The following is a 25,089-nucleotide window of genomic DNA, read 5'->3' as shown; positions in this document are numbered from 1 at the left end:
GCCGCTCAGCCGCGACGGAGCGACGTGATGGTCAGCACCAGCCGCTCGAGGGCGTACGACGCGTCGCTGGCCGCGCCCTTGATGTCGGCGTCGGCCTGGGCGACCGCGCGGATCGCGCGGGCCAGTCCCGGTTCGTTCCAGCCGCGGGCCTGATCGCGCAGTGAACGCAGCTTCCACGGGGGCACGCCGACCTCGCGAGCCAGGTCCGCGTCCCGCATCCCGCGTGGCGCACTCACCAGCCGCGCCAGTCCGCGGGCGCTGCCCGCGAAGGCCGAGGTGACCAGCACCGCCGGCGTCCCGGCGTCGAGGGCCCAGCGCAGCTCTTCGAGCGCGGCCCGGTCACGCCCGGCGAACGCGGCATCTGCGACGGCGAAGGACTTGGCCTCCGCACGGCCACCGAAGTAGCGCTTCACCTGCGCCTCGCTGATCCGCTCCCCCGGGAAGTCGTTGGCGAGCTGGTGGGCACCGCCCGCGAGGGAGCGCAGGTCGCGGCCGATCGACTCGATCAGCACGTCGGCGGCGTCGCGCTCGATCGTGGCGCCCCATCGTCGTACCTCGTTGGCGACGAAGGCCGGGAAGTCCGACGGCTTGAGCTCCTCGGACTTGTGCTCGGTGACGGCCGGCAGCTTGCGGAGCTTGGTCAGCACGCCGCTGCCCTTGGGGCCGCCGCCGTGGACCAGGACCAGCGCGACGTCCTCGACCGGCGCGGCGGCGTAGCTCAGCACGCCCTCGACCGATTCGTCCGGAAGGTTCTCGAAGCCGCGCACCACGACGCAGCGGATGGCGGAGAACAACGACGGGGCGGACATCTCGCCGAGCGAGGCGAGCGTCAGGTCGGCGGCCGCGCTGTCGGCGAACTCGGTCTCGGGGTCGAACGCACGGACCGCGGCCTTGACGTCATCGACCGTGCGCGCTCCGAGGAACTCCTCCTTGCCGGTGACCAGGATGACCCGTCCCAACACGTCCTCGGCCCGCATGCGCCCACCTTCCCACACGCCTCCGACGTCACCTCCGGGTGGCGGTGGTGATCACGCCGTCGCCGTCAACCACGATCGCCAGGTCTCCGCTCGTGTCGGTCCGCAGCACCTCCGCCTCGACCCTTTCGAGCGCCTCGACGACACGCTGTGCAGGGTGGCCGTAGTCGTTGTCGGCACCTGCGGAGACGAGCGCGACCTCGGGATCGAGGGACGCCAGCCAGTCGTAGTCCTGGTGCGTGCTGCCGTGGTGCGGCACCTTCAGGACATCGAGGTCGAGGTCCGGGACCAGGCGCGCGAGCTCCGCCTGGCCCGGCGGTTCGACGTCGCCGGTGAGCAGGATCCGTACGCCCGCCACCTCCACCAGCAGCACGACGCTGGCGTCGTTGGCCGAGCTCCCGTCGCCGGCACCCTCCACTGGCACCGGGATGTCGGGGTGCAGCACCTGGAGCACCGCGGCGCCGTACTTCCGGGTGGCGGCGTACGACGCCGGCGCGACCGGGATCCGCGCCGCATCGGCGATCCGCTGGACCTGGCTGACCGCTTCGGGCGGATCGAGGACCGGGGTCGTCTCGATCGCGGAGACACGGCGGCCGCGGAGCACCCCCTCGAGCCCGTCGACGTGGTCGGCGTGGAAGTGCGTGAGCACCACCAACGGGATCCGGTCGATCGACAACCGGTCGAGACAGCCGTCGATCGCGTCCGGGTCGGGCCCGGCGTCGATCACGATCGCGGTGTGCGGCGCGACCGACAGCACCAGTCCGTCGCCCTGCCCGACATCGCAGGCCACCAGCACCCAGCCCTCGGGCGGCCAGCCGAATCCGGGGGCCGACCAGATCCGGCCGGGGACGCCGAGCACGATCAGGAGCAACCCCACGCCGAGGGCGGCACCCCACCCGCGTCGCCGCAGGACCGCCGGCAGGGCCACGGCCACCAGCACGCACAACACCACGAGGACGGCAATCGCGAGTGCGCTGGTGCCCCACCCGATGGTGGCGCCCGGCAGCGCCGCACCATGGCGGGCCACCGCGATGATCCAGCCGACACACCATCCGGCGCCGGTGCCGCACACCCGGCCCAGCACAGGCACGACGAGACCGACGAGGCCACCGAGCAGGCCCAGCACCGTCGCCGGACCCACCAGCGGCCCGGTCAGCAGGTTCGCCACGATCGCCACGAGGCTCACCTGGCCGGACAGCACCGCGACGACCGGTGTGCACGCCAGCTGCGCCGCGGTCGGTACGGCGATCGCCTCGGCCAGGCCTCGTGGAAGCCAGCGAGCGAGCGCCTCCGACAAGGGCGGCCCGAGCAGCACGATGCCGGCTGTCGCGAGCACGGAGAGCGCGAAGCCAGCCGACACGGCCAGCGCCGGTTGCACCAGCACCAGGGCAGTCACCGCCACCCCGAGCGCCCGGAGGCCGCGACGGCGTCCGTCGGGACCGAACGCGAACAGTCCGACGGTGCCCATCGCGGCCGCCCGGAGCACGCTCGGCTCGGTGCGGGCGAGGAGGACGAACCCCACGATCCCGAGCAGGCCGACGAGCACGAGCCAGCGTCGTCGTACACCGAGAGCGCGGGCGAGCAGCAGGAGTGCCCCCACCACGAGCGTCAGGTTGGTGCCGCTCACCGCCGTGAGATGCGTCAGTCCGGTGGTCCGGAAGTCCTCCTCCACCGCAGCGGGCAGGCCGGCGTCGTCCCCGTCGACCAGCGCCGGCACCAGGCCTGCCTGGTCGGGCGGCCGGTGGGAGACCGCCTCACGGATCGAGGCCCGCAGGGCCGCCGACGCCCGCCACCAGGCATCAGGTCCACGGATCCGGACCGGTGGCCGCGCGCCGGTCAGCAGCGCCGCCTCCTCGGCCCGGTCGGACGGCGCGAGGCGTCCCTTGGCCACCACGCGCTCCCCCAGCGTCACCTCCGCCCACGCCGGGTCGCCCAGCACGACGACCGTGCCACCCAGTCGCTGCCGGGCACCGCGCGCGGTCACCTCCTCCACCCGCAGTCGTACGACGACCTGGTCGCCCCATTGCCCCTCGACCCGCCGCGGGTCGGAGACCACTGTCGCCACCAGTTCCGCAGTGGCCCGGTCCTCGGCCCAGTGGTGCAGCGGACTCGCCGAGACCGAGGCGTGGCGCAGCAGGGTGCTCGTCACGACCGCTGCCGCCAGGAGCAGCGCCGCGGTCGCCAGGCGGGCACGGCCGACAACGGTTCCGACGGTCACGAGCGCGAGGGCAACGAGCAGCCAGACCGCCGACGATCCCAGGACCGCCGCCCCCACACCGGCACCCCACGCGGCCGCACCGAGCGCGGGCATCCGGAAGTCGTGGTGCACGGCTACGCCCAAGGGCGTGTCTCCTTACTCGACGCCGTAGCGAGCGGTCTTTCGGGCCGATCTGGCAAGGCGGAGGAGCGAAGGCGGGCCGGAGGCCCGTCGAGTCTCCGACAACGCCGCCAGATCGAGTCCGAAAGACCGCGCAGCAGGCGTGGAGTAAGGAGACACGCCCTAGGGTTCCACGGGTGAGCCGCTACTCGACGTCCGAACTGGCCCGGGGTGCCGCGGGAGCCCTGCTGGGCATCGCGGTGGCGGGCGCGACGGCACGGGCGGTGCCCGGCGGGCCCGAGATGCTGCCGTTCATCGTGGCCCCGATGGGTGCCTGCGCCGTCCTGCTGTTCGCCGTACCGGCGAGCCCGCTCGCCCAGCCGTGGCCGGTGGTCGGCGGCAACCTGATCTCGACCGCCGTGGGTCTCGTCGCGCACTGGCTCATCGATGACGTCCTGATCGCTGCAGCGGTCGGTGTCGGCGCCGCGATCGGCGTGATGATGCTGCTGAACTGCCTGCACCCACCCGGCGGCGCCTGCGCCCTGCTGGCCGCGACCGCGACGCCCGCGATCGCCGACCAGGGTCCGCTGTTCGTGTTCACCCCGGTCGCCGTCAACACCCTCGCGCTCCTGGTGATCGCGATCGCGGTCAACAACCTGACCGGCCGGCGGTACCCCCACCGACCGCCCGCGCCCGCGCCGACCACCGCCGCGAGTGAGCTCGGCATCACCACGCCCGACGTGGAAGAGGCGATGAAGCGCCTCGCCGACCGCCTCGACGTGCTTCCCGCCGACATCGTCGCCATCGTGCGCGACGCCGAGACCCACGCCCTCGACCGGCGCCTCGGCTCCATCCCCGTCTCCCGGATCATGAACACCGACGTGGCCGTGGCCCACCCGTTCGAGTCGATCTACCGGGCGCGTGCCCTCATCGTGCAGCGCCAGGTCAAGACGCTCCCGGTGATCGACAGCGAACGCCGCGTGATCGGGGTGCTGTCGATCATCGACCTGTTCACCCGCGACCTCGTGGAGCTCGAGACCGTCGACTCGATCATGCGGCCCGAGGTCACGACCATCCTGGAGAGCACGCCGGTCGCCGACCTGGTGCCGATGATGACCACGGAGGGCTACAAGAACGTGCCGGTCGTCGACGACGACGGGCGCCTGGTCGGGATGATCACCAGGGGCGAACTGATCGCGGTGCTGCACCGGGCGCTGCTCGGCGCCTCCTGAGCGACCCACCCGGTCAGACCGTCACGTAGGGCGCGAGTCGCTCGAGCGTCTTCTCGCCGATGCCGTCGACCTCGAGGAGCTCGTCGACGCTGGTGAACCCGCCCCGTTGCTCGCGCCACGCGATGATCGACTGGGCGGTGACCGGCCCGACCTGCGGCAGCCCTTCCAGCTCGGTCTGGCTCGCGAGGTTGAGATTGACCAGTGGCCCGGTCGCTCCCGGCGCGACCGCACCTCCGCTGGCGGGCGCAGGAGCAGGCGCAGCACCCGGCACACCCACGACGATCTGCTCCCCGTCGACCAGCAGGCGCGCCAGGTTGAGCGACGTCACGTCCACGCCGCGCTTGGCACCCCCGGCAGCCGAGAGCGCATCGGTCACCCGCGCCCCCTTGTCGAGTACGACGATGCCCGGGCGTCGTACCTTGCCGGCGACATCGACGGTGACGGTGCCCTCGGCCACACCCGGTGAGGTGCCCGGTGACGCGCCCGGTGACGCGCCCGGTGACGCGCCCGGTGTCGCGGCGGCGAGCAGCGGTTCCACCGACTCCCCCGCCGTGGCCGGTGGACCTGCCGTGCCGACGGGCTGGTCCCGGGCGACCCACCACGTCGTCACGGCCAGGGCAACAGCGACCATCACGGCCACCACGGCGACGTGCGCGGGTGCGAGTGTCGGGAGCCCGCTCGGCACCAGCCGCACCCGGCGTCGGGCCGCATGCCGACCCGGCACGGGCAGGGCGGGTGGCGCCGCTTCCGCCGCTTCCGCCGCTTCCGCCGGAGGCGCCGGCGGAGGGGTCTCGGCCACCCGCGTGTGGTCGGCCCACCACGCCACCGGGGTCTCGTCAGGATCGGCGGGCGGCGCGAGTCCGTCGGCGATCAACGCGAGTCGTGGATGCATGTCCGCACGGTAGGCAGGATTCACCGACCGCCGCGGCCCTCGCCCTCACACCTGTGGACAACACCGTCAGCCCAGGCAGGCTGTGGACAACTGGTGGTCGTCAGGTCAGTGGGGCGACACAGACAGCGAGCATGCCGGGGCCGACGTGGGCGCCGAGCACTCCGCCGAACTCCATGCGCCGCACGCGGCGTCCGTCCCGGGTCGGCACGAGCTGCTCGCCCAGGCGATCCGCCAGGCGTTCGGCGAGGGCCGCGGCGCGATCCTCGGCCTCGAGGTGGGCGACGCACAGCTCGACGAAGTGGTCACCAGCCGCCTCGATGGCCATCGCCTCGAGTCGGGCGATCGCCTTGCCCGACGTGCGGACCTTCGCGCGGGACTCGATCACTCCATCGACGATCCCGAGGAGGGGCTTGACCGCGAGGGCACCACCGAAGACGGCTGCCGCACCACCGACCCGGCCACCGCGGCGGAGGTACTCGAGCGTGTCGACGTAGAACAGCGACGTCGCCGCCGCCGCGCGGTTGCGTGCCGCTTCCGCCGCTGCGGCCGCCGTACCGCCGGCCTCCAGCACTGCGGCTGCCGACTCCACGGCATAGCCGATGGCGATACCGACCTGACGGGTGTCGATGCACGTCACGGGCACCGGCGCGTTGCGGGAGGCGACGACTGCGGACTCGAACGTGCCGCTGACCTCGGCCGAGAGATGGATGGAGATGATCTCGGTCGCACCGCCGTCCGCGAGCTTCGCGTAGAGCTCGGAGAACACCGCCGGCGGCGGGCGCGACGTGCTGACGGCGCGCTTCTCACGCAGCGCCTCCGCCACCTTCGCCGGCGTCGCCTCGGGTGATCCCTCGTCGTACACCTCGTCGTCGATGACGACCTGCAACGGCACGACCGTCACACCGCACGCCTCCTCGGCGCCGGGCTGCAGGTGTGCCGTCGAATCGGTGACGATGGCGATCGACATGCGCCGAGGTTATCTGGCCCCGCGCCGAACCTCAGCGGTAGCCGCCCCATGAGGCCGAACGCAGGAGGACCAGCCGCGTGCCGACGTAGTGGGCCGTCCCGGCGACCACGAACGCAGGCAGGGAAGCAGTCACGTAGGGGAACCAGCCTGCCGGCTCGTAGGTGACCGGATTGAGCAGGAGCGCGTACGTGATGGCGCCGAGCACCAGCGCGAGGATCGCAATCGGGTTCCAGCCACCCAGGAACCCGTAGCGGGACTCCGCCGCCGGCAGGTGGAGGTCCCTCAGGTCGAGGCGTTGACGCCGCAGGAAGAAGAAGTCGACGAGCTGGACGGCGCACAACGGAGCGACCACGATCGCACCCCAGGACACGAACCGCGCGTAGTTGTCGTAGACGGTGGTCGGGAAGAAGACCAGGACCGCGGCCGGCGCGAGAACGATGCAGGCCAGCAGCGCCCAGGGCATCCGTCGTACGACGGCGCCACCCCCGCCCTTGATGGCGACCAGCGCGGAATAGCTCTGCGCCACGACGCTCGTCACGTTCGCCATCCCGACGAAGGCGAGGGCGAGGATGCCGAGGAGGGCACCTCCCAGCGGCACCATCCACAGTGTCGGGTCCTCCGAACCGAGGGCCAGCGCTGCGAACACGCCGACGATCGCTGCCACCACCGAGGCCAGGAACAGGCCGATGACGTTGGGCCAGAACGCGCTGCGCGTGGTCTTGGTGAGCCGGGCGAGGTTCCCGACGTTGGGCCACCAGGCGAACCCGCCCGCGATGTTGAGCTCCACTGCGAGCACGAAGTCGAGGCGACTGTCGCCCCACGGGTCGAGTGCGGGGGCCGCGGTGAGCTCGGTCCAGCTGACCTTGGTGAAGACGAGGACCAGCATGACGAGCGTGACCACGATCAGCCCCGGAGCGACGAACCGGTTGACCAGCTCGATCGAGCGGGGTCCTCGGGACACGATCACCCAGGACGCGGCGAGCGCGAGCAGCGCCAGGACGCTGACCACGCCGGACCCCGACGTGAGCTCGGTGCCGAAGAGCTGGTTGGTCACGTTGGCGAGCGCGTGGCCGCACATGATCGCCAGCACTGCTGACCACGCAGCGGCGAGGAGGGCCGACATGACCACCATCAGGACCCGGGCACCACGCTCCCCCAGCACGCTCCGCATCGAGACGAACTGCTCGACCCCGTAGCGGCCGCAGGGCAGGCACGGTGCCAGCGACACGAGCAGCACGCTGATGCCGTAGCCGATGACGATGCTCGCGACGGCTGCCTTGGCTCCGACGTAGTAGGCGACCGCGCCGCCCTGCAGGAATGCCCACGTCGCGATGGCCAGTCCGACATTGACCGAGGAGTAGTCCCAGAAGCCCCAGATCCGTTCGCGCCGCAGCAGCGGGAGCTCGGTGAGGGTGGCGTCTCCGCCGAGCCCCTCGGGCGCAGCGGTCGCGGCGCTCACAGCGCCCACCACAGCAGCACGACGGTGAGCACGGCGAGCCCGCCGATCGCGAGCAGCAGGTCTGTGAGCGGCAGCGGCGGGAGCGGCTCCTCCGCCGCACCTCCAGCATCGATCAGCGCCAGCCGCTCCTCGAGCTCCTTGCGCATCGCTTCGTCCATCCAACTCTCCTAAAACTTGACTGAGTGTTCAGTCAGGTTAGGATCCGTGATGTCACTCACACCTGTCAAGGGCTTGCCCGGAGGAGCGAACACATGGAGAACGTCGATGTCGTAGTCGTCGGAGCGGGGTACGCCGGTCTCGCCGCCGCGGTCGGCCTGGTTGAGGGCGGCGCAACGGTCCGCGTCCTCGAGGCCAGCGACCGGGTGGGCGGTCGGGTCTGGACCCGCGACGAGGGCGGCGTGCTCATCGATCACGGCGGCCAGTGGGCCGGACCAGCACAGACCGCCCTGCTGCGCTTCGCCGACCGATTCGGCTGTCGTCGGTTCCCGACGTACGACGACGGACAACACCTCGAGCTGTGGCCCGGCTCTGCACCGGTCGCCTACGCCAGCGGCGCACTCCCCCGCGTCCACGACAGCGACGGCTACCAAGCGCTCATCGAGCAGCTGGACACGATGGCTGCCGACATCGATCCCGAACGACCCGGCGCCACCCCGAGGATCGCCGCCTGGGACGCGTGCACACTGCAGGACTGGCTGATCTCCGCGGGCGGATCCCCCGATGCGAACCGGCGGTTGCGGCTGGTGGTCCAGGGCCTGTGGGCCTGCGAGCCGCGCGACGTGTCGCTGTTCCACGTGCTGTTCTACGTCGCTGCGAACGGCGGCCTCGATCCCCTGCTCGGTACGAGCGGCGGAGCCCAGGACAGCCGCTTCATCGACGGTGCCGACGCACCGGCCCGGGCTGCTGCGGTGTACCTCGGTGACGCCGTGCGGCTGGGTGCACCGGTCACCGCGATCGACTGGGACCGCGAGGGAGCAACCGTCCGCACGGCGAGGTCGGCCGTCCGTGCGCGGCGGGTGGTGGTGACCGGCACCCCGCCCGCCCAGGCCCGGCTGACCTTCTCCCCCCAGCTCCCGTTGCCCCGTCGCCGCTGGATCGCGCGCAGCCCGATGGGCGACGTCGCCAAGCTGCACCTGACCTACGCCGAACCGTTCTGGCGTTCCCGCGGGCTGTCCGGCCAGCTGACGACGTACGACGGCAGCCCGGTCGCATACACCTTCGACAACTCGCCCGCCGACGGGTCGTGTGGAGTGCTCGCGGCGTTCATCTACGGGGACGACTACCGCGCCTGGAGCACCCAGCCCGAAGAGGCGCGCCACAAGGCGGTACTCGACGTGATCACGGTCCTGGGCGAGGAGGCTGCCGCGCCGATGGACTACCACGAGCTGCGATGGCCGGACCAGCTGTGGGCTGAGGGGGCGTATGCCGCACTCCCCTCCCCGGGGACGTGGCACGAGCACGGCGCGGGCTGGCGCGATCCGGTTGGCCCACTCCACTGGGCCGGCACCGAGACCGCGGGTGTCGGCCACGGCTACATCGACGGCGCCATCCGCTCCGGCGAGCGGGCAGGCGCACAGGTGCTGACTGCGCTGTCAGGCGAGGCGGGCCAGTAGCACGGGGTCGCAGTCGAGCTCACGGGCCGCGGCGTCCAACCAGAGGTCTGCAACGGCCTCCACCGGGACCTCGCGGTCACCGAGCGTCGCGGCGACCGACAGCCCGTCGAGCAGGGCGGACAGGCGGACGACGGCGACCTTCGGGGAGGGGCTGTTGAAGACTCCTTCGCCGATGCCCTGCTCGATCACGTCGAGCAGCACTGCGCGCCAACGTGCCTCGAGCGAGGCGCAGAGGGCAGCCGTGTCGGGGTCGCGCAGGGCACGAACCCAGAACTCCATCCAGAGCGTCCAGGCCGCAACAACCGAGGTCGGGTCGCCAGAGCGCTCGACCAGCAGGCGCAGCCGCTCCGGCGCAGGTCGGCCGACGGCGTCCTCGTCCTCGAGGCCGCGGTAGTAGCGGTCCTCGGACTCCTGCATGGAGGCGGCGATCAGCCCGTCGAGAGTGCCGAAGTGGTAGAGCAACAGTCCGGAGCTGACCTCTGCGCGGCGGGCGATCTCCTGCGTCCGGACGCCGACGAGGCCGCGGTCCTGGATCACGTCGAGGGTTGCATCGATGATGCGTCGGCGTCGTGAGTCGGCATCCCCTGTCATCGGCCCTCCTCGATCGGCGCCCGGGAGGTCGATGCTAGAGGATGCCGCCGAACACCGGCGGTGGACCCACGACCAGCCGTTCCGCAGCCTCCGCAGCGAGCGCTGGAGCCATCTGGATGCCGTAACCGGCCTGGCCGACGAACCAGAAGAGCCCGTCGACGTGCTCGTCGTACCGGGCCACGGGTTCACCGTCGGCAGCGAAGGTGCGCAATCCCGCCCACGCCGTGCGGACACTGCGCAGGCCGAGCACGGTGGCCTCGTTGATCGCCTCGATGGTGCGCGCGATCTCGAGCTCGTCGGGCTTCGGATCGCCCGGGGCGTGCGGTTCGGCGTCTTCCGGGGAGCAGAGCGCGAGGTCGCCCTCGGCCTTGAGGTACCACCCACCCTCGAGATCACAGGTGAACGGCATGCCCGCGAGCGGTACGGCGGTGGGCGAGCCGAACATCGTGCGCCGGCGCGGTTCCAGCCCCACCCCGGGGGATCCCATCAGCCGGCCCACCTCGTCGCCCCACGCTCCCGCAGCAACGACGACCACCGGCGCATCGGCACTGCCGTCTGTCGTGGAGAGCCGCCAGAGGCCGGCTTCGCGGGTCGCTCCCAACACGCGCGCGCTCGTGCGGACGACGCCGCCGGACCCGCGCAGCGCCCGGGCGTAGCCCTGGTGCAGCCCCGCGACGTCCAGGTCGCAGGCCGTCTCGTCGATCACTGCGACCTGGGTCCAGCCGGGGCGCAGGACCGGGTTGATCCGCTCGGCATCGGCCGGGTCAACCAGGACGCCAGCGGTGGCCGCAACCACCGCGTCGGCTGCCGCAACGTCGGCGTCCGGCCCGCCGACGTACAGGCACGGAAGCGGACGCAGCAGCGGCGCGGTGACGTCGAACGGCGGCGCCTCGAGGAACGTCCGGCTGGCACGAGTCAGCCGTTGCACCTCGGGCGGCCCATAGCCGCCGATCCACGTCGCCGCGGAGCGGCCGGTGGTGTGGCGGGCCAGCTCCGGTTCGCCCTCGAGGACGCACACCGCGCGACCGGTCGTTGCCAGCTCGTAGGCGATCGACGCGCCAGCGATACCGCCGCCGACGACCAGGACGTCGTACATCAGGCCACTCCTTCGGGAAGTGAGGCGGGTGGATCGGGAACGCGGGCGTCTGGTCGGACGACGACCATCAGCATCGCGAGCAGCACGAGCGCACCGCCGCCGAGCGTGCGGGGCCCGAGGGTCTCGTGCCACAGGAGCGCACCGAAGGCAGCGGCCCAGACCGGCTCGAGAACCATCAGTACGGCGGCCTGCCCGGACTCGAGGTGGCCCTGCGCCCAGGTCTGGACCAGCAAGGTGACGGTGCCCGCGATCGCTGCGAGGTAGAAGAACGCGAGCAGGTCGCCGCGACCCGGCAGCTCCAGTCCGTCGGCGGAACCGACACCGGTCAGCAGCACCCCCATCGTCGCGAGCTGGAAGAACGTCAGCGCGAACGCCTCGTCAGGGCGGGCCCACCGGCCGAGCGCGAGAATGTGCACCGCGTACAGCGCGGCCGAAACGAGGGTGAGCAGCTCGCCGGTCCCGAATGCCCAGCCGCGCAGGGACATCACCGCAACACCGGTCGTCGCGACCGCGACCGCCGCCCACGTCACTCCATCGACCCCCCGGCCCGGCAGTACCGCGACGAACAGGGGTGTGAAGACGACGTACATCGCCACCACGAACGCCGACACGGTCGGCTCTGTCTGGGCCAGACCGTGGAACTGCAGCAACTGCGCACCGGCGTACAACGTGCCGAGCCCGATGCCGACGCGCACGGTGTGCGGCGTCAGCCCGCGGACCAGCCGCGGGCAGACGACGAGCAGGACGGCTGCGGCAACGAGGTAGCGCGAGCCGAGGTAGTCGGCGACGGGCAGCCGCTCGAGCAGGTCCTTGGAGAGGCCGAACGTCGAGCCCCACACGGCCGTGACCAGCACCAGGGCGATGGCTGCCGTACGGCGGCTTCGGGTCTCGGTCGGGACGGCGGTCAGTGTCACTGCGGGACCGGCTGCTGGATCGACTTGGTCTCGAGGAACTCCTCGATCCCGAACCGTCCCAGCTCGCGTCCGTTGCCCGACCTGCCGTAGCCACCGAAGGGCGCAGCCGGGTTGAACGCTGCTCCGTTGATGTCGACCTGGCCGGTCCGCAACCGGCGAGCGACCGCCAGGGCCCGGTCCGGGTCGGCCGACCACACTGCACCGTGGAGCCCGTACGTCGAGTCGTTGGCCATCGCGACCGCGTCCGTCTCGTCGGCGTATCCCTGGATCGTGAGCACGGGCCCGAAGACCTCGTCCCGGACCACCTCGGCGTCGCGGGCCACGTCGGTGAGGACCGTCGCCGCGTGGAAATGGCCGACCTCGAAGGGCCGGGCCGATCCGCCTGCGACGGCACGGGCGCCTGCGGCGACCGCCCGGTCGACGAACCCACCGACGATCTCCCGCTGCGCTGCGGAGACCACCGGGCCGAGCCAGGTGCCCTCGTCCTCGGGACTGCCGAGCACGAGGTCGCGGGCTGCGGCTGCCGCGATCTCCTCGGCGGTCCCGCGCAGGTGCTCGGGCACCAGGAGGCGGGACCACGCACTGCAGGTCTGGCCCGAGTTCAGCATCCCGGCCTGGACGCTGGCAGTGACCGCAGGAACCAGATCGGCGTCGGCGAGCACCAGGCTCGCCGACTTGCCGCCCAGCTCCAGGCAGACCCGCTTCACGTCGGGCGCCGCCAGGGCCGTGATGCGCGCACCGACGCCGGTCGAGCCGGTGAACGACACGACGTCGACGTCCGGGTGCGTCACCAGTGCCTCGCCGACGACCCTGCCCGGGCCCGGCACCAGGTTGAGCACTCCAGCAGGTAGCCCCGCGCGGTCCGCGGCATCGACGAGCAGGTACGCCGACAGCGGGGTGAGCTCCGCAGGCTTCAGCACCACCGTGCACCCGGCCACCAGGGCGCCGCCCAGCTTGGCGATCACCTGGTAGAACGGGTAGTTCCAGGGAGTGATGCAGGCAGCCACGCCGGCTGCCTCGCGCAGGACGAGCGAGTTGCCGATCTGCTCCTCCCACGCCACGTCCCCGGCCGAGTCCAGGTAGCTGCGCAAGACCGCAAGCCCGAGGTCGACGTGTGCCTCCCGCGCGATGGCGACCGGTGCCCCGACCTCGGCCACCGTGATCGCGACCAGGTCGGCGTACCGCGCCGACAATTCGTCGTACCACCGCTCGAGGACGGCGAGGCGGTCCTCGACAGTGGCCCGCGACCACGCCGGGAACGCTGCGCGGGCAGCGGCAACAGCGTCCGTCACGTCGGACTCACCACCGTCGGCGGCGTGTCCGATCACCAGCTCTGTGGCGGGATTCTCGACATCACGCCTACCGGCGCCTTGCGGTGCGTGCCACTGACCACCGATGAAGACCTCGCCGCACTCGAGCAGTCCGGCACTGGTCATCCGGTGACCCCGAAGCGCTCGGTCAGGGCGGCGGAGTTGCGGGCAGTCAGCTCGCCCGCGCACTCCCTAAGGGTCCGGCCGGACGCGTCGGCGGCGTCGGCGACCTCCGTGACGAGGCGACGCATGACGGCGTCGATCTTGGCGTACGACGACACGGCGGTAGGCGCGACGTCGCCGAAGACCACCCACCACCACCAGGCGTTGGTCATCACGTTGGCCAGGAAGTCCGGCACCACGGGAATGCCCCGGGCCAGGAGCGCGGCCTCCGCTTCAGGCAGCGTGGGCATGTTGGCACCCTCGACGACGATCCGCGCCTGCACCCGGTCGACGTCCTCGGGCCGGATGACGTAGGACATGGCCGCCGGCACCAGCAGGTCGCACGGCACGTCCAGCCATGCGTCACGGTCCCCGAGGACCACTCCCGCGGGAAGGCCATGGCGGTCGATCACGCCGAGGCCGTCACGCGCCTCGAGGAGTGCCTCGACGTCCAGTCCGCGGTCGTCACGGATGAGTCCCTCGCGGTCGGCGACGGCAATCACCTTCACGCCTGCACTGGCGAGGTAGCGGGCCGCCGCACCGCCGATCGAGCCGAAGCCTTGCACCACGGCCGTCGCCTCGCCGGCAATGATGCCATTGCGCTCGGCAGCAACCAGGCAGGCCTGCGCGACGCCGTAACCACCGACGAGGTCGCCCAGCGAGATGCCGCCCACGAGCTCGGCGAAGGCCTCAGCGAGGCGCCGGCGGGCAGCAGGCGCGTCCTCGATGGTCGCGAAGACCGCCTCGACCGTCGACGCGAGACCGAGGTCGGCGGCGACCTTGTCGATCGTCTCCTGACGCAGGCCGAAGTCCTCACCGGTGTTCCACTGTTCCCGGACCACCGGCAGCACGGCCGCAAGGAAGCGGCGAAGGACCTCGGTGGCCTGCGGGTCGGCGGGGTCGATGTCGATTCCGCCCTTGCCGCCACCCAGGGGCAGGTAGCGGTCGGCAGGGTCGTAGACCAGCGCCTCCTTGCGGGTCATCCCCTGGGCGAGTCCGCGCACCTCCTCGAGGGAGCAGCCCTCGCGGAGTCGAAGGCCGCCGCTTGCCAGCCCGCGCACGAGGGTGTCGATGACGACGTACCCCTTTCGCCCGGTGACCGGGTCGGTCCAGGTGATCTCGAGCAGGCTTTCGCGGGCGGTCGGGGTGGTCTTCGGGGCGCTCATCGAGCTCCTCCTTCGCGGGGCATGCGGACGTGGATGAGGGTGGGACGGTCGGCGACGAGCGCGTCGCGGACCGCGGTGGTGAGGTCGGACGCAGTGCCGTCCGCGCCGAGGTCGACGGTGACCCCGAGGCAACCGACGGCACGACCCAGTGCCGCGAAGTCGGGCGCCGGGAACGTGACGGCGTGGACCGGGTCGCCTCGGTCAGCCATCTCGTTGCGGATCTCGCCATAGCCGGAGTTGTCGACGACCACCACGGGCAGCGCGATCCCGAGCTCGGCCGCCGTTGCCAGCTCCGCGACGGTGAACATCACGCCGCCGTCGCCCAGCATCGCGACCACCGGACGGTCGGGGTTGCCGACCTTCGCCCCGATCCCTGCAGGCAGGCCGTAGCCGAGTGTGCCGTAGCCCGTCGGGAACAGGTACGACGCCGGTGTGTACGTCGCCAGGTTGGCCAGCGTGCCGAAGTAACAGGCCATGGCATTGTCGGTCGCCATCACCACGTCGCGCGGCACGGCAGCACCGATCGCGGCCACCACCTCGAGCCACTCGGCGCCCTCGGCCTGCGCGTCCTTCGCCTTGCGCTCCCGCCAGTCATCAGCGTCAGGGCGGGCAGGCTCTCCCGCGCCGAGTGCAGAGAGGATCCCGTCCAGCGCTACCGCGGCGTCGCCGACCACCGTGACTGCGGGCGCAGCGTTGGTGACCATGCCGACCGGGTCGATGTCGATCCTGACCAGCTTGCCCGCAACCGGGAGCGGTCCGTACCAGAGGTCGGCGGGAGCGAGCTCCGTCCCGATCGCGACCACGACGTCCGCCTCCTCCACAAGCGCCTTCACAGCGGGCAGGTGGATGCCGGCCCCGAGGGCCAGTGCGTGGTCCTCGGGCAGGACTCCCTTGCCGTTGGTGGTCGTCACGACGAGGGCGCCGAGGCGCTCGGCGAGTGACCGGACCTGCCCAGCGGCGCCTCGCGCTCCCCCGCCGACGAGCAGCACGGGTGAGGTGGAGCTGGCGAGCCGGGCAGCAGCTGTCTCGACCGACGCCGACGGTGCGGCCGCAGCGGCGGTGACGACGGGCGCCACCAGCTGGACCTCGGCCGACTCGTCCAGGACGTCGAGCGGCACCTCGAGGTGCACCGGGCGTGGGCGGCCCGAAGTCATGATCGCGAAGGCCTGGGCGACCGCGGTCGGGATCTCGGCGACGCTGGTCGGCCGCAGGCTCGCGGCCGCAACGGCGGCAAGTGCGGCTCCCTGGTCACGAGTCTCGTGCAGGAGTCCGTTGCCGGTCGCCGGGTGCCGCAGCGGCAGCCCGGGCGAGACCACCAGCACCGGGATCGAATCGGAGTACGCCTGACCGACCGCGGCAGCGGCATTGAGGAGCGCTGGACCGCTGGTCACGACGGCGACACCGACGCGACCCGTCGTACGGGCATAGCCGTCGGCCGCATAGCCGGCACCCTGCTCGTGACGAGTGCTGATGTGGCGCACACCGTGGGACGCGAGGTGCTTGTAGATCTCGAGGTTGTGCGTGCCAGGGATCCCGAAAGCCACCTCGACTCCGTGGGCAGCGAGTGCAGCGACGAGGGCCTCGCCACCAGTCATCGTGGGCATGGTCATCGTCCCTTCGAGGAGTCGGCATAGACAGCCTTGCCCAGCCACTGTCCTCCGTCGACGCTGAGCACGTCACCGGTGATGTAGCCGGCCCGACGCGGGTCGAGCAGGAAGGCGGCCGACTCGGCGACCTCTTCCGGAGTGGTGAACCTCGCGGCGGGGACACTGCCCAGGACGCGGGCCCGGTCCTCCGCGGTCGGCCAGAGCGCCGCACCGGCGCCCTCGGTCTCGGTGGGACCCGGCGAGATGCAGTTGACGCGCACCCCGCGACCGCCCCACTCGGCAGCCAGGGTCCGGGTCATCGCCAGGATGCCTCCCTTGGCCGCAGCGCTGTGCACTGTGCCGGGGTGACCGTGCCACGCATAGGAAGCGATCACGTTGACGATCGAGCCTTCACCCGCAGCCAGCATGTGCTGGGCCGCAGCGCGCGTCGCGTAGAACGACCCGTTGAGCACGATGTCGACGACCGCGCGCCAGCCACCGGGCGACAGGTCCTCCGCCGCACAGACGAAGTTGCCGGCAGCGTTGTTGACCAGGGAGTCCAGCCGGCCGAAGTCGGCGACAACACCATCCACGGCTGCGGTGACGGCATCAGCGTCACGGACATCGCAGCTGACGAAGCAGGCGCGCACGCCGTACTTCTCGGCAAGCCGGACGGTCTCCTCCAACGGCTCAGCACGGCGGCCGAGGACGACCACGTCACCACCGCCGGCGGCGTGGCGCACCGCGATGGCGCGACCGATTCCCGACCCGCCTCCGGTGACGAGGGCGACCTTGCCCGAGAACTCGGTGGACTGCTCGATCATGCAGATGCTCCTAGGTTGTCAGTGAATGTCAGTTGGGCTGGCTGACGTTGCGGTCAGCTGCAACGACGAGGGCGTCGACAGCGACCGCGCCACCAGGACCGACCCGAAGTGGGTTGATCTCGCACTCCACGATCTCTGGCGACTCGGCAAGCAGGCGGGAAACGGCAGCCACGACGGCGGCGGCAGCCACGACGTCCACGGCTGGACGACCACGCCAGCCGTCGAGCAGCGGGAAGGCCCGCAACGACTCGATCATCATCCGCGCCTCGTCCTCCCCGACCGGTGCCAGTGCGACCTGGACGTCACGGTGCAGCTCCGCCTGGACACCGCCGAAGCCGACCAGCACGACCGGTCCGAACGAGGCATCCCTGCGCGCGCCGACGATCAGTTCGACCGTGTCGGTCTGGCGGTCCATCTCCTCAAGGACGTACTCGCCGTCGCCCAGGCGCCCGAACATCTCGACGAACGCGTCCTCGGCGGCGGTTGCGTCGACCAGGCCGACGACGACGCCACCGACCTCGGTCTTGTGTTCGAGCCACCCGGCCTTCAGGACATAGGGCGCCGCGAGCATCTCTGTCGCAGCACGGACCCCGCCAGGATCGCGCACGGCAACGGCCCCCGGGTAGGCCACGCCTGCTCCAGCGACCAGGTCCCGGCCCACCAGGTAGGCCAGCGCCTTGCCGGACTCACCGGTCGCGTCGGCCACCGCACCGGGAAGGGGGCGATCTGCATCCTCGGCCATGAGGGTGGCCAGTTCGAGCGACCGAGCGACTGCGTCGATCGTGTGCAGGGTCGGCACGGCGCGGGCCCGCATCGAACGCACGGCCACTGAGTCGTGGCTCATGCTGTGCACGAGCACGGGACGGCCATGCGTCTCGACCGCGTCAGCGAGCGTTTCGACGACCTCGAGCTCACGCTCAGCGAGCTCCGGGGTGTCGGCGCCGTAGCAGCCGAAGTAGCCCGAGAGCACGACGGCGTCGACGTCGCCGCTCGCAGCCAGCGCATCCACCACACGGGCGTACGACGTCAGGTCCTGCTCCCCCGCCCCCGCCAGATCGACGGGGTTGGCAACCGCCGCGGCCGCCGGCAGCAGGCGCGTCAGGGTGGACTGGGTGGCCGCGGAGAGCCGGGGCACCGTCAATCCGTGACGAGCGAACGTGTCCGCCGCAATGGCACCCTGGCCTCCGCTGTCGCTGACGATCGCGACCCGGCGCCCGGTCGGCAGCGGCCCGCCGAGCAGCAGGTGCGCCAGCTCGACGGCCTGCGAAGGTGTGTCGACCAGCGAAGCGCCGGCCGCTCGACACGCAGCTCGGACCACGTCCGTCGCCGCGGTGAGCGCGCCGGTGTGCGACCGTGCCGCCGCACGGCTCGCCTCGCTCGCGCCCACAGTCAATACGACGACCGGCTTGCCCGACGCGCGCAACCGCGCCATCGTCGCAACGAGCTCGCGCGCATCCGTGAAGCTCTCGAGATAGAGCACGACCGCGCGGGTCTGCTCGTGGTTCACGAGGTCCTCGAGCAGTTCTGCTGCACTCACGTCGACCTGGTTGCCGACCGATACGAAGCGCGAGACGCCCAGGCCCTCGTGCGCAGCCAGCCCGGCGAGCTCCAGCCCGAGCTGGCCGGACTGGGAGATGATCGCGAGGTGGCCGGGGCTGAAGGTGCCCCAGGCCAGCTCGAGGTCCGACGCGGCGTCGTACAGCCCGAGGCAGTTGGGGCCGACCAGCCGGGCACCCGCGGCGCGGATCCGGTCAGCAAGCCTGCGTTCCAGTCCAGGTTCACCGTGGGCGGTGTCGATGCCGGCCGTGATGCCGAGGAAGCCACGGGTGCCCATCGCGAGGGCCTGTTCGACGACAGCGGGAACGCTCGCTGCAGGAGCGCAGAGCACCACCAGCTCGGGGACCTCGTCGAGATCGGCGAGCGAGCGCACCGACGCAGTGCCTTCGATCGTGGCGCCCTTGGCGTTGACCAGGTGCACCCGACGCCGGTCGGCGCCGCGCAGCGCACCCCGCGCGAGCCAGTAGCCCCACTTCGCCGGGTCGGCGGAGGCACCGACCACCGCCACGGAGCGCGGGTCGGAGAAGACGGACAGATTGCTCATCAGCTGGTGACCGCCCGCGAGATGATCAGCCGCTGGATGTCGCTGGTTCCCTCTTCGAGCTCTTCGAGCTTGGCGTCGCGGACCCACTTCTCCAGGAGGAACTCGCGGCTGTAGCCCCAACCACCGTGCACCTGCAGCGCGGCGTTGGTGACCCACGTGGTGTTCTCGGAGGCCGTGACCTTGGCGACGGCCGACTCCATGGCCGTGAACTCACCGGCGTCGAAGAGACGCGCCGCGCGCATCGTGACGAGGTGCGAGATCTCGGTCTTCGCGGCCATGTCGGCGAGCCGGAAGGCAACGGCCTGGTGCTCGACGATCGGTTTGCCGAACTGGGTGCGCTCCTTGGCGTACTGGACCGACTGGTCGAGGGCAGCTCGCGACAGACCGGTGGCACCGGCGCCGATCAGGATCCGCGATGCGTCGAAGGTGCGCATCAGACCAGCAAAAGCCTGACCCTCCTCGCCGAGCCGGCGGTCCACCGGGACCCGGACGTTCTCGAGGAACACCTCAGCATTGACGATGGCGCGCTGGCCCATCTTCTTCATCGGCTGCCCGATGGTGACGCCCGGCATGTCGCGGTCGATGACGAAGGCGGTGATGCCCCGCGAGCGCAGCGAGGGGTCGACCGTTGCGAACACGATGATCCACTGCGCGTAGGGCGCGTTCGAGATCCACGTCTTCTGGCCGTTGAGGATGTAGTCATCACCGTCGCGCACCGCGCGGGTCTGCAGTGAGGCGGAGTCCGACCCGACACCGGGCTCGGTGACGGCCAGCGCCGTGACGGGCGGATTGTCGCCCGTCAGTGGCGTGAGCCAGCGCTTCTTCTGCTCCTCGTTGCCGAGTGCCTCGATGGGTCCCGCGAAGAAGGCGCTCGACGTGAGGAAGTTGCCGATGCCGACGTCGCCGTAGCAGAGCTCCTGCTGGACCAGGCACTGCGTGACGAGGTCGCCGATCCCCCCGCCGCCGTACTCCGCCGGGAGCATGTACGACGCCAGGCCGATCTGGGCGGCCTTCTGCCACAGGTCGAGGGGCGACTCGGTGTCGGCCTCGTCGACCTCGTGGGCCCGCGGGCGGATCTCTCGCTCAGCGAAGTCACGGGCGAGCGCGATGAACTCCCGCTGCTCGTCGGTCAGCGGGATGCCGTCGCGGATGGTGTGGCTCATCAGGGTGTTCCTCGATTTCGTTTCGTGGGATGTCAGGCGGCGGTGTCGTCGGCGACGACGAGTGCGTGCTCGGGGTGCCAGTGGGCGGCAACGGGCAGCCCCGGGCTGGGGGTCAGCCCGCTACGAACAGCGGTCCGGGTGACCAGGTGACGACCGTCCGGCAGGGCCACCTCGACGCGAAGTCCGGAGCCGAGGTAGACGACCTCGCGGACCACACCGTCGACTGCGCTGTGACCAGTCGGCAGACCGGCGCCCGCAGCACTCAGCTGGACGTGCTCGGGGCGGACCACCAGCGCGGAGCCGTCCTCCACGCCATGGCTGCGGCCGGTGAAGATGTTGGACTCGCCCAGGAATTCCGCGGTGTAGCGGCCCGCCGGACGCTCGTAGAGCTCGACCGGAGTTCCGACCTGGACGACGGCTCCGTCGCGCAGGACAGCAATGCGGTCGGACATCGCCAATGCCTCTTCCTGGTCGTGGGTCACGAACACGAAGGTGGTGCCGAGCTCACGGTGCAGCCGCTTGATCTCGAGCTGCAACTGCTCACGCAGCCGCTTGTCGAGCGCGCCGAGCGGCTCGTCCATGAGCAGTGCCTGCGGCTGGAACACGATGGCCCGGGCCAGGGCAACACGCTGCTGCTGGCCTCCCGAGAGCTGCGCCGGCCGGCGCTTGCCGAGGTGACCGAGCTCGACGACGTCGAGCGCCCGCTGGACTCGTTCGGCGACCTGGGCCCGGGTGATCTTGCGCCGCCGCAGCGGGAAGGCCACGTTGTCCCACACCGACATGTGCGGGAACAGCGCGTAGTGCTGGAAGACCATGCCGAGGTCTCGCCGGTACGGCGGCACCTTGGTCAGGTCGCGACCACCGATCTCGATCGAGCCGCTGTCGGCCGCGATGAATCCGGCGATGATGTTCAACAGGGTCGACTTCCCCGAGCCGCTCGACCCGAGCAGGGTGAGGAACTCCCCCGGCTTGACGGTCAGGCTGACGTCATCGACGGCCGCCATCGACTTGTATCGCTTGACGACGTTGCGGATGTCGATGGAGACGCCGGGCGTTCCCAGCTGGCTGATGGTGTCGTTCTGGTCCATGGAGTGCTCCGTGGTGGATGGGACGGGGATCATGAGGTCTTGGCCAGGCGGCGCGAGCGGAGCACGCGGACCAGGCCGGCCGAGGCGAAGAGGGCCAAGGTGACGAGCAGGAGCATCGTGCTGACCGCAGCGACCGTCGGGTCGATCTGCACCCGCACCCCGCTCCACATCTGCACTGGAAGGGTGCTGACGTCGGGTCCCGCCAGGAACACACTCACCACGACCTCGTCGAACGAGGTGATGAAGGCGAACAGAGCTCCTGCCGCAACGCTCGGCGCGATGCACGGCAAGGTCACCCGCAGGAACGTGGTGAGCCGGTTGGCACCCAGGCTCATCGAGGCCATCTCCAGGCGCTCGTCGAAGCTGACGAGAGCTGCACTGACGTTGATGACGACGAACGGAACAGCGAGCGCGGTGTGCACCAGGACGAATCCGAGGATCGACTGGGTGAGCCCGATCTCAAGGAAGAGCGCGTAGACCGCCAGGCCGATGATCACGTAGGGCACCAGGATCGGAGCCAGGACGAGACCGCTCACCAGTGCCTTCACGGGGTAGCGCCCGCGCACCATCGCCATCGCGGCGGCCGTTCCGAGGACGGCGGACAGGATCGTGACCAGGAATCCGATCTGCAGCGAGTTGAGCGTTGCGTTGACCCACGCCGGGTCCGAGAAGAACGACTCGTACCAGCGGGTCGAGAACGCCTTCGGCGGGAACTCGAGGAACGAGCTGTCGTTGAACGAGGTCGGCACGACCACGAAGACCGGGGCAACCAGGTAGAGCGCGGTCAGGACGACGAGCCCGACCAGACCGGTTCGGCACAACAGCTTGGTGTTCATCGCTCGCCTCCCATGAACTTGCCGATGTTGACGATCCGGGACACCAGGAAGAGGAGCGCGGCAGTGACGACCAGGAGAACGACGGCGAGGGCCGATGCGAAGCCCCAGCGCAGGACTGCCGAGAGCTGCTGGACGATGAGCTCGCCGATCATCATGTCCTTGGGTCCGCCGAGCAGGGCGGGCGTCACGTAGAAGCCGATCGAGGAGATGAAGACCAACAGACACGACGCCGCGACGCCGGGGACGGTGAGCGGCGCGTAGACCCGCCAGAAGGCGGAAATCGGCCGGGCACCGAGTCCTTCGGCGGCCTGCACCAGCCGCCGATCGATCTGGCGCATCGTCGCGTACATGGGGAGGACCGCGTACGGCAGCATCACCTGCACCATTCCGATCAGAACGCCGGTCTGGTTGCGGATCAGGGACATCGGCTCGTCGATCACGCCCATCGACATCAGGGTCTCGTTGACCACACCGGTGTCACCGAGCATCAGCACCCAGGCAAAGGTCCGGACCAGCAGGCTGGTCCAGAACGGGATCAGGACCGCGACCAGCATGACGTTGCGCCAGAAGGGTGGCGCCAGGCTCATCAGGTAGGCGTAGGGGAAACCGAGGAGCAGGGTCACTGCGGTCACGAGTCCCGAGATCCGGAAGGTGTTGCCGAGGACGTCGAGGTAGACGGGCGAGCTGAAGAAGTCGGCGTAGTTGTCCACCCCGGTCGTCGGGTCCGTGAAGCTGCGGGCCAGGACGGTCACGAGCGGCGCGACGAAGACGACCAGCAGGAAGACCACCAGCGGCAGGACCAGGAGTCCCCAACCATCGAAGATCCTGCGTCGGCGGCGCGGCGACACCACGTCCTCGCCGGCACCGGGAGCCGGTCGGCCGACTCCCGGCGGGGCACTCGTGGAGATGGTGGTGCTCACTTGGCTGCCCATTCGTTCAGGCGTTCCGACACCTCGTCGTAGTTGTCGGCCCAGTAGGCGTAGTCGACGATCGCGGCCCGCTTGGGAGCGTTGTCAGGCGATGTCGGCAGCTCAGCGAGGACCTCGGCATCGACGTACTCGAGCGCTGCCTCGGTGATCGGACCGTAGGCGGTCGCATTGGAGTAGCCCGCCTGGGCCTCGGGGTTCTCGACGTACCAGGCCATCCACTCCATGGCCTTGTCCGCGTTGGCCGCACCCTTCGGGATCACCAGCTGGTCGTAGGACAGCAGGTGCTCGTTCCACTCGTTGGCGACCGGCTGACCCTCCTTGGCAGCGGAGTAGATGCGACCGTTCCAGGCCTGGACCAGCGGGGCCTCGCCCGAGGCGACGAGCTGCTGCTGCTGCTCACCGGTCTCGTAGAAGACGATGTCGTCCTTGATCGTGTCGAGTTTCTCGAACGCGCGATCGATGTCGAGAGGGTAGAGATCGTCGGCAGCGACACCGTCCGCAAGCAGCGCGGCCTCGAACATCGCCCCGGTCGCGTACTTCCAGAAGCCGCGCTTGCCCGGGAAGCGCTTGGTGTCGAAGAACTCCGCCCAGGTCGTCGGGTGCTCCTTCGGGAACTTCTCGGTGTTGTAGCCGATGGTGAAGGCGTACTCGAGGACCGGGATGGCGCAGTCGGTGACCTCTTCGGGATTCAGGGCGTCGGTGTCGACCACGCCGGTGTCGATCTTCTCGGCCCAGCCGTTGTCGCAGGCGGTGTGGGCAAAGTTCGGCTCGACCTCGACGACGTCCCAGCTGACCTTGCCCGACTCGACCTGCGCACGGAACTTCGCGTAGTCGCTCGGCGAGTCCTGCTTGATGGTGACGTCAGCCTCGTCGGCCCACGGCTGCACGGCTTCCTTCACGTGGGTCTTCTGGTCCTGACCGCCCCACATGACCACGGTGAGCTGATCTCCGCCGCCGCCCGCAGCGCCGCATCCGGCCAGGCTGATCGCCGCCGTCATCGCGACACCCACCGTCAGAACTCGCTTCATCGGAAACCCCGGCTTTCAAAGTTGATTGGTGCGTCAGTTATCTAAGACCTGATAGTGACGGCCATCACGTCGACGTGTCAAGGACTACGTCCAGCGAAAATCCGGGGAGCTGCATGCAAAAAGCGAAAGGAGCCGGTGGGGGACCCACCGGCTCCTTCTCGGACGTGCGCGCGCGTCAGTCAGCGAGGAAGAACCACGCCAGGACCTGCTCGTAGACGGCACGCATCCGGTCCACCGTCATGCTCCGCGAACCGAGCAGCACCTGGAGGCTCAGCCCGTCGATCATTCCGATCAGGCCATTGGCGAAGACCACCGGGTCCCCCTCGCGGAACTCACCCGCGACCTGGCCGTCCCGAATGATGGCAGCGACCGCCCGGCGCCACTCGCCATAGACGCGTTCATTGAGTTCTTGCAGGTCAGAGTCGTGAAGTGCCTCAACCCAAAGCTCCGCCCACACACGCCAGGCCGAGACCGTCGCGTCCCCCTGCGGCAGGTACGAGTCGACGAAGTCGCGCAACCGCTGGCGCGGCGAGTCGGCGCTCTCGAGGATCTCCCGCCGCCGGGCCAGCGACTGGGTGAAGTTCCACTCGAAGGCTCCGTGCATCAGGTCGCGCTTCGTGTCGAAGTAGTAGTGCACCGTCCCCGTGCTCGTGCCCGCACGCTTGGCCACATCAGCGATGCGCAGCGACTTGAACCCGATCTCGGAAACGACCTCGCAGGCGGCCGCGAGGATCTGCTCCTTGCGTTCCGCCTCGACGCTGGTCCTGGCCACGCGGATCTCCTCTGGTTGACTTGACTGGTCAGTCAATCATTCACTGGAGCACCGTGCAAGCGACGCGCT

The 25,089-nt window shown here is 70.4% G+C and carries 22 protein-coding genes; 2 read left to right on the top strand and 20 right to left on the bottom strand.

The window, feature by feature from the left end:
- Window positions 1-5 precede the first annotated feature (5 nt).
- The gene (gene holA, locus ACOACQ_RS11205) at window positions 6-977 is read right to left on the bottom strand and encodes a DNA polymerase III subunit delta (protein WP_378597754.1); all 972 of its coding nucleotides are present in this window, start codon (window positions 975-977) and stop codon (window positions 6-8) included.
- Between the two features lie 28 nt (window positions 978-1,005).
- A complete protein-coding gene (locus ACOACQ_RS11200) occupies window positions 1,006-3,315 on the bottom strand; it encodes a DNA internalization-related competence protein ComEC/Rec2 (RefSeq protein WP_378597755.1) in 2,310 nt (769 codons plus the stop codon).
- Window positions 3,316-3,488: 173 nt separating this feature from the next.
- On the opposite strand from ACOACQ_RS11200, the gene ACOACQ_RS11195 reads away from it, so the two are divergent.
- Window positions 3,489-4,523, top strand: coding sequence for an HPP family protein (locus ACOACQ_RS11195; RefSeq protein WP_378597756.1), 1,035 nt, complete (start codon window positions 3,489-3,491; stop codon window positions 4,521-4,523).
- Between the two features lie 13 nt (window positions 4,524-4,536).
- On the opposite strand, the gene ACOACQ_RS11190 is transcribed toward ACOACQ_RS11195, so the two are convergent.
- The 4 genes from ACOACQ_RS11190 to ACOACQ_RS11175 form a co-directional block, all read right to left on the bottom strand.
- On the bottom strand, window positions 4,537-5,415 hold the full coding sequence (locus ACOACQ_RS11190; protein ID WP_378597757.1) for a helix-hairpin-helix domain-containing protein: 879 nt from the start codon (window positions 5,413-5,415) through the stop codon (window positions 4,537-4,539).
- A gap of 100 nt (window positions 5,416-5,515) precedes the next feature.
- Complete coding sequence (locus tag ACOACQ_RS11185) at window positions 5,516-6,382, bottom strand: DegV family protein (protein WP_378597758.1); 867 nt, start codon at window positions 6,380-6,382, stop codon at window positions 5,516-5,518.
- A 31-nt stretch (window positions 6,383-6,413) separates the two neighbouring features.
- A complete protein-coding gene (locus tag ACOACQ_RS11180; RefSeq protein ID WP_378597759.1) occupies window positions 6,414-7,841 on the bottom strand; it encodes a cytosine permease in 1,428 nt (475 codons plus the stop codon).
- On the bottom strand, window positions 7,838-7,999 hold the full coding sequence (locus tag ACOACQ_RS11175) for a hypothetical protein (RefSeq protein ID WP_378597760.1): 162 nt from the start codon (window positions 7,997-7,999) through the stop codon (window positions 7,838-7,840). Before ACOACQ_RS11175 ends, ACOACQ_RS11180 begins: the two co-directional genes overlap by 4 nt.
- 93 nt (window positions 8,000-8,092) lie before the next feature.
- On the opposite strand from ACOACQ_RS11175, the gene ACOACQ_RS11170 reads away from it, so the two are divergent.
- Window positions 8,093-9,454 (top strand): flavin monoamine oxidase family protein, encoded by a 1,362-nt coding sequence (locus ACOACQ_RS11170; protein ID WP_420288309.1) that lies wholly within the window; start codon window positions 8,093-8,095, stop codon window positions 9,452-9,454.
- On the opposite strand, the gene ACOACQ_RS11165 is transcribed toward ACOACQ_RS11170, so the two are convergent.
- The 14 genes from ACOACQ_RS11165 to ACOACQ_RS11100 form a co-directional block, all read right to left on the bottom strand.
- Entirely contained in the window at window positions 9,434-10,045 is a 612-nt protein-coding gene (locus ACOACQ_RS11165; protein WP_378597763.1) for a TetR/AcrR family transcriptional regulator, read from the bottom strand. The two genes, ACOACQ_RS11170 and ACOACQ_RS11165, sit on opposite strands and share 21 nt — an antisense overlap.
- Before the next feature lie 34 nt (window positions 10,046-10,079).
- Window positions 10,080-11,141 (bottom strand): NAD(P)/FAD-dependent oxidoreductase, encoded by a 1,062-nt coding sequence (locus tag ACOACQ_RS11160; protein ID WP_378597764.1) that lies wholly within the window; start codon window positions 11,139-11,141, stop codon window positions 10,080-10,082.
- A complete protein-coding gene (locus ACOACQ_RS11155; RefSeq protein WP_378597765.1) occupies window positions 11,141-12,055 on the bottom strand; it encodes a DMT family transporter in 915 nt (304 codons plus the stop codon). Before ACOACQ_RS11155 ends, ACOACQ_RS11160 begins: the two co-directional genes overlap by 1 nt.
- Window positions 12,052-13,491: an aldehyde dehydrogenase family protein gene (locus ACOACQ_RS11150; RefSeq protein WP_420288308.1), complete on the bottom strand. Its 1,440-nt coding sequence runs from the start codon at window positions 13,489-13,491 to the stop codon at window positions 12,052-12,054. The genes ACOACQ_RS11155 and ACOACQ_RS11150 overlap by 4 nt, the downstream gene beginning before the upstream one ends.
- Window positions 13,488-14,693, bottom strand: a complete 1,206-nt coding sequence (locus ACOACQ_RS11145; RefSeq protein WP_378596050.1) for a Glu/Leu/Phe/Val dehydrogenase dimerization domain-containing protein — start codon at window positions 14,691-14,693, stop codon at window positions 13,488-13,490. The genes ACOACQ_RS11150 and ACOACQ_RS11145 overlap by 4 nt, the downstream gene beginning before the upstream one ends.
- Window positions 14,690-16,297: a 5-guanidino-2-oxopentanoate decarboxylase gene (locus ACOACQ_RS11140; RefSeq protein WP_378596051.1), complete on the bottom strand. Its 1,608-nt coding sequence runs from the start codon at window positions 16,295-16,297 to the stop codon at window positions 14,690-14,692. Before ACOACQ_RS11140 ends, ACOACQ_RS11145 begins: the two co-directional genes overlap by 4 nt.
- A gap of 2 nt (window positions 16,298-16,299) precedes the next feature.
- Window positions 16,300-17,103, bottom strand: coding sequence for an SDR family oxidoreductase (locus ACOACQ_RS11135; protein ID WP_378596052.1), 804 nt, complete (start codon window positions 17,101-17,103; stop codon window positions 16,300-16,302).
- A gap of 28 nt (window positions 17,104-17,131) precedes the next feature.
- Entirely contained in the window at window positions 17,132-19,204 is a 2,073-nt protein-coding gene (locus ACOACQ_RS11130; protein WP_420288307.1) for an acetate--CoA ligase family protein, read from the bottom strand.
- The gene (locus tag ACOACQ_RS11125) at window positions 19,204-20,367 is read right to left on the bottom strand and encodes an acyl-CoA dehydrogenase family protein (protein ID WP_420288306.1); all 1,164 of its coding nucleotides are present in this window, start codon (window positions 20,365-20,367) and stop codon (window positions 19,204-19,206) included. Before ACOACQ_RS11125 ends, ACOACQ_RS11130 begins: the two co-directional genes overlap by 1 nt.
- Before the next feature lie 32 nt (window positions 20,368-20,399).
- Window positions 20,400-21,455 (bottom strand): ABC transporter ATP-binding protein, encoded by a 1,056-nt coding sequence (locus ACOACQ_RS11120; RefSeq protein WP_378605315.1) that lies wholly within the window; start codon window positions 21,453-21,455, stop codon window positions 20,400-20,402.
- 29 nt (window positions 21,456-21,484) lie between these two features.
- Window positions 21,485-22,291, bottom strand: coding sequence for an ABC transporter permease (locus ACOACQ_RS11115; RefSeq protein ID WP_378605312.1), 807 nt, complete (start codon window positions 22,289-22,291; stop codon window positions 21,485-21,487).
- Window positions 22,288-23,211: an ABC transporter permease gene (locus tag ACOACQ_RS11110; RefSeq protein WP_378605309.1), complete on the bottom strand. Its 924-nt coding sequence runs from the start codon at window positions 23,209-23,211 to the stop codon at window positions 22,288-22,290. The genes ACOACQ_RS11115 and ACOACQ_RS11110 overlap by 4 nt, the downstream gene beginning before the upstream one ends.
- Window positions 23,208-24,248: an ABC transporter substrate-binding protein gene (locus tag ACOACQ_RS11105; RefSeq protein ID WP_378605306.1), complete on the bottom strand. Its 1,041-nt coding sequence runs from the start codon at window positions 24,246-24,248 to the stop codon at window positions 23,208-23,210. The genes ACOACQ_RS11110 and ACOACQ_RS11105 overlap by 4 nt, the downstream gene beginning before the upstream one ends.
- 175 nt (window positions 24,249-24,423) lie before the next feature.
- A complete protein-coding gene (locus ACOACQ_RS11100; RefSeq protein WP_378605303.1) occupies window positions 24,424-25,020 on the bottom strand; it encodes a TetR/AcrR family transcriptional regulator in 597 nt (198 codons plus the stop codon).
- Between the last annotated feature and the right edge of the window lie 69 nt (window positions 25,021-25,089).

Origin of the sequence: Nocardioides sp. CPCC 206347 (assembly GCF_048654605.1) — a bacterium.
Taxonomy (GTDB): Bacteria; Actinomycetota; Actinomycetes; order Propionibacteriales; family Nocardioidaceae; genus Nocardioides.
The sequence above is the reverse complement of the archived record's forward strand: the minus strand, read 5'-3'. Positions and strand labels throughout refer to the sequence as shown.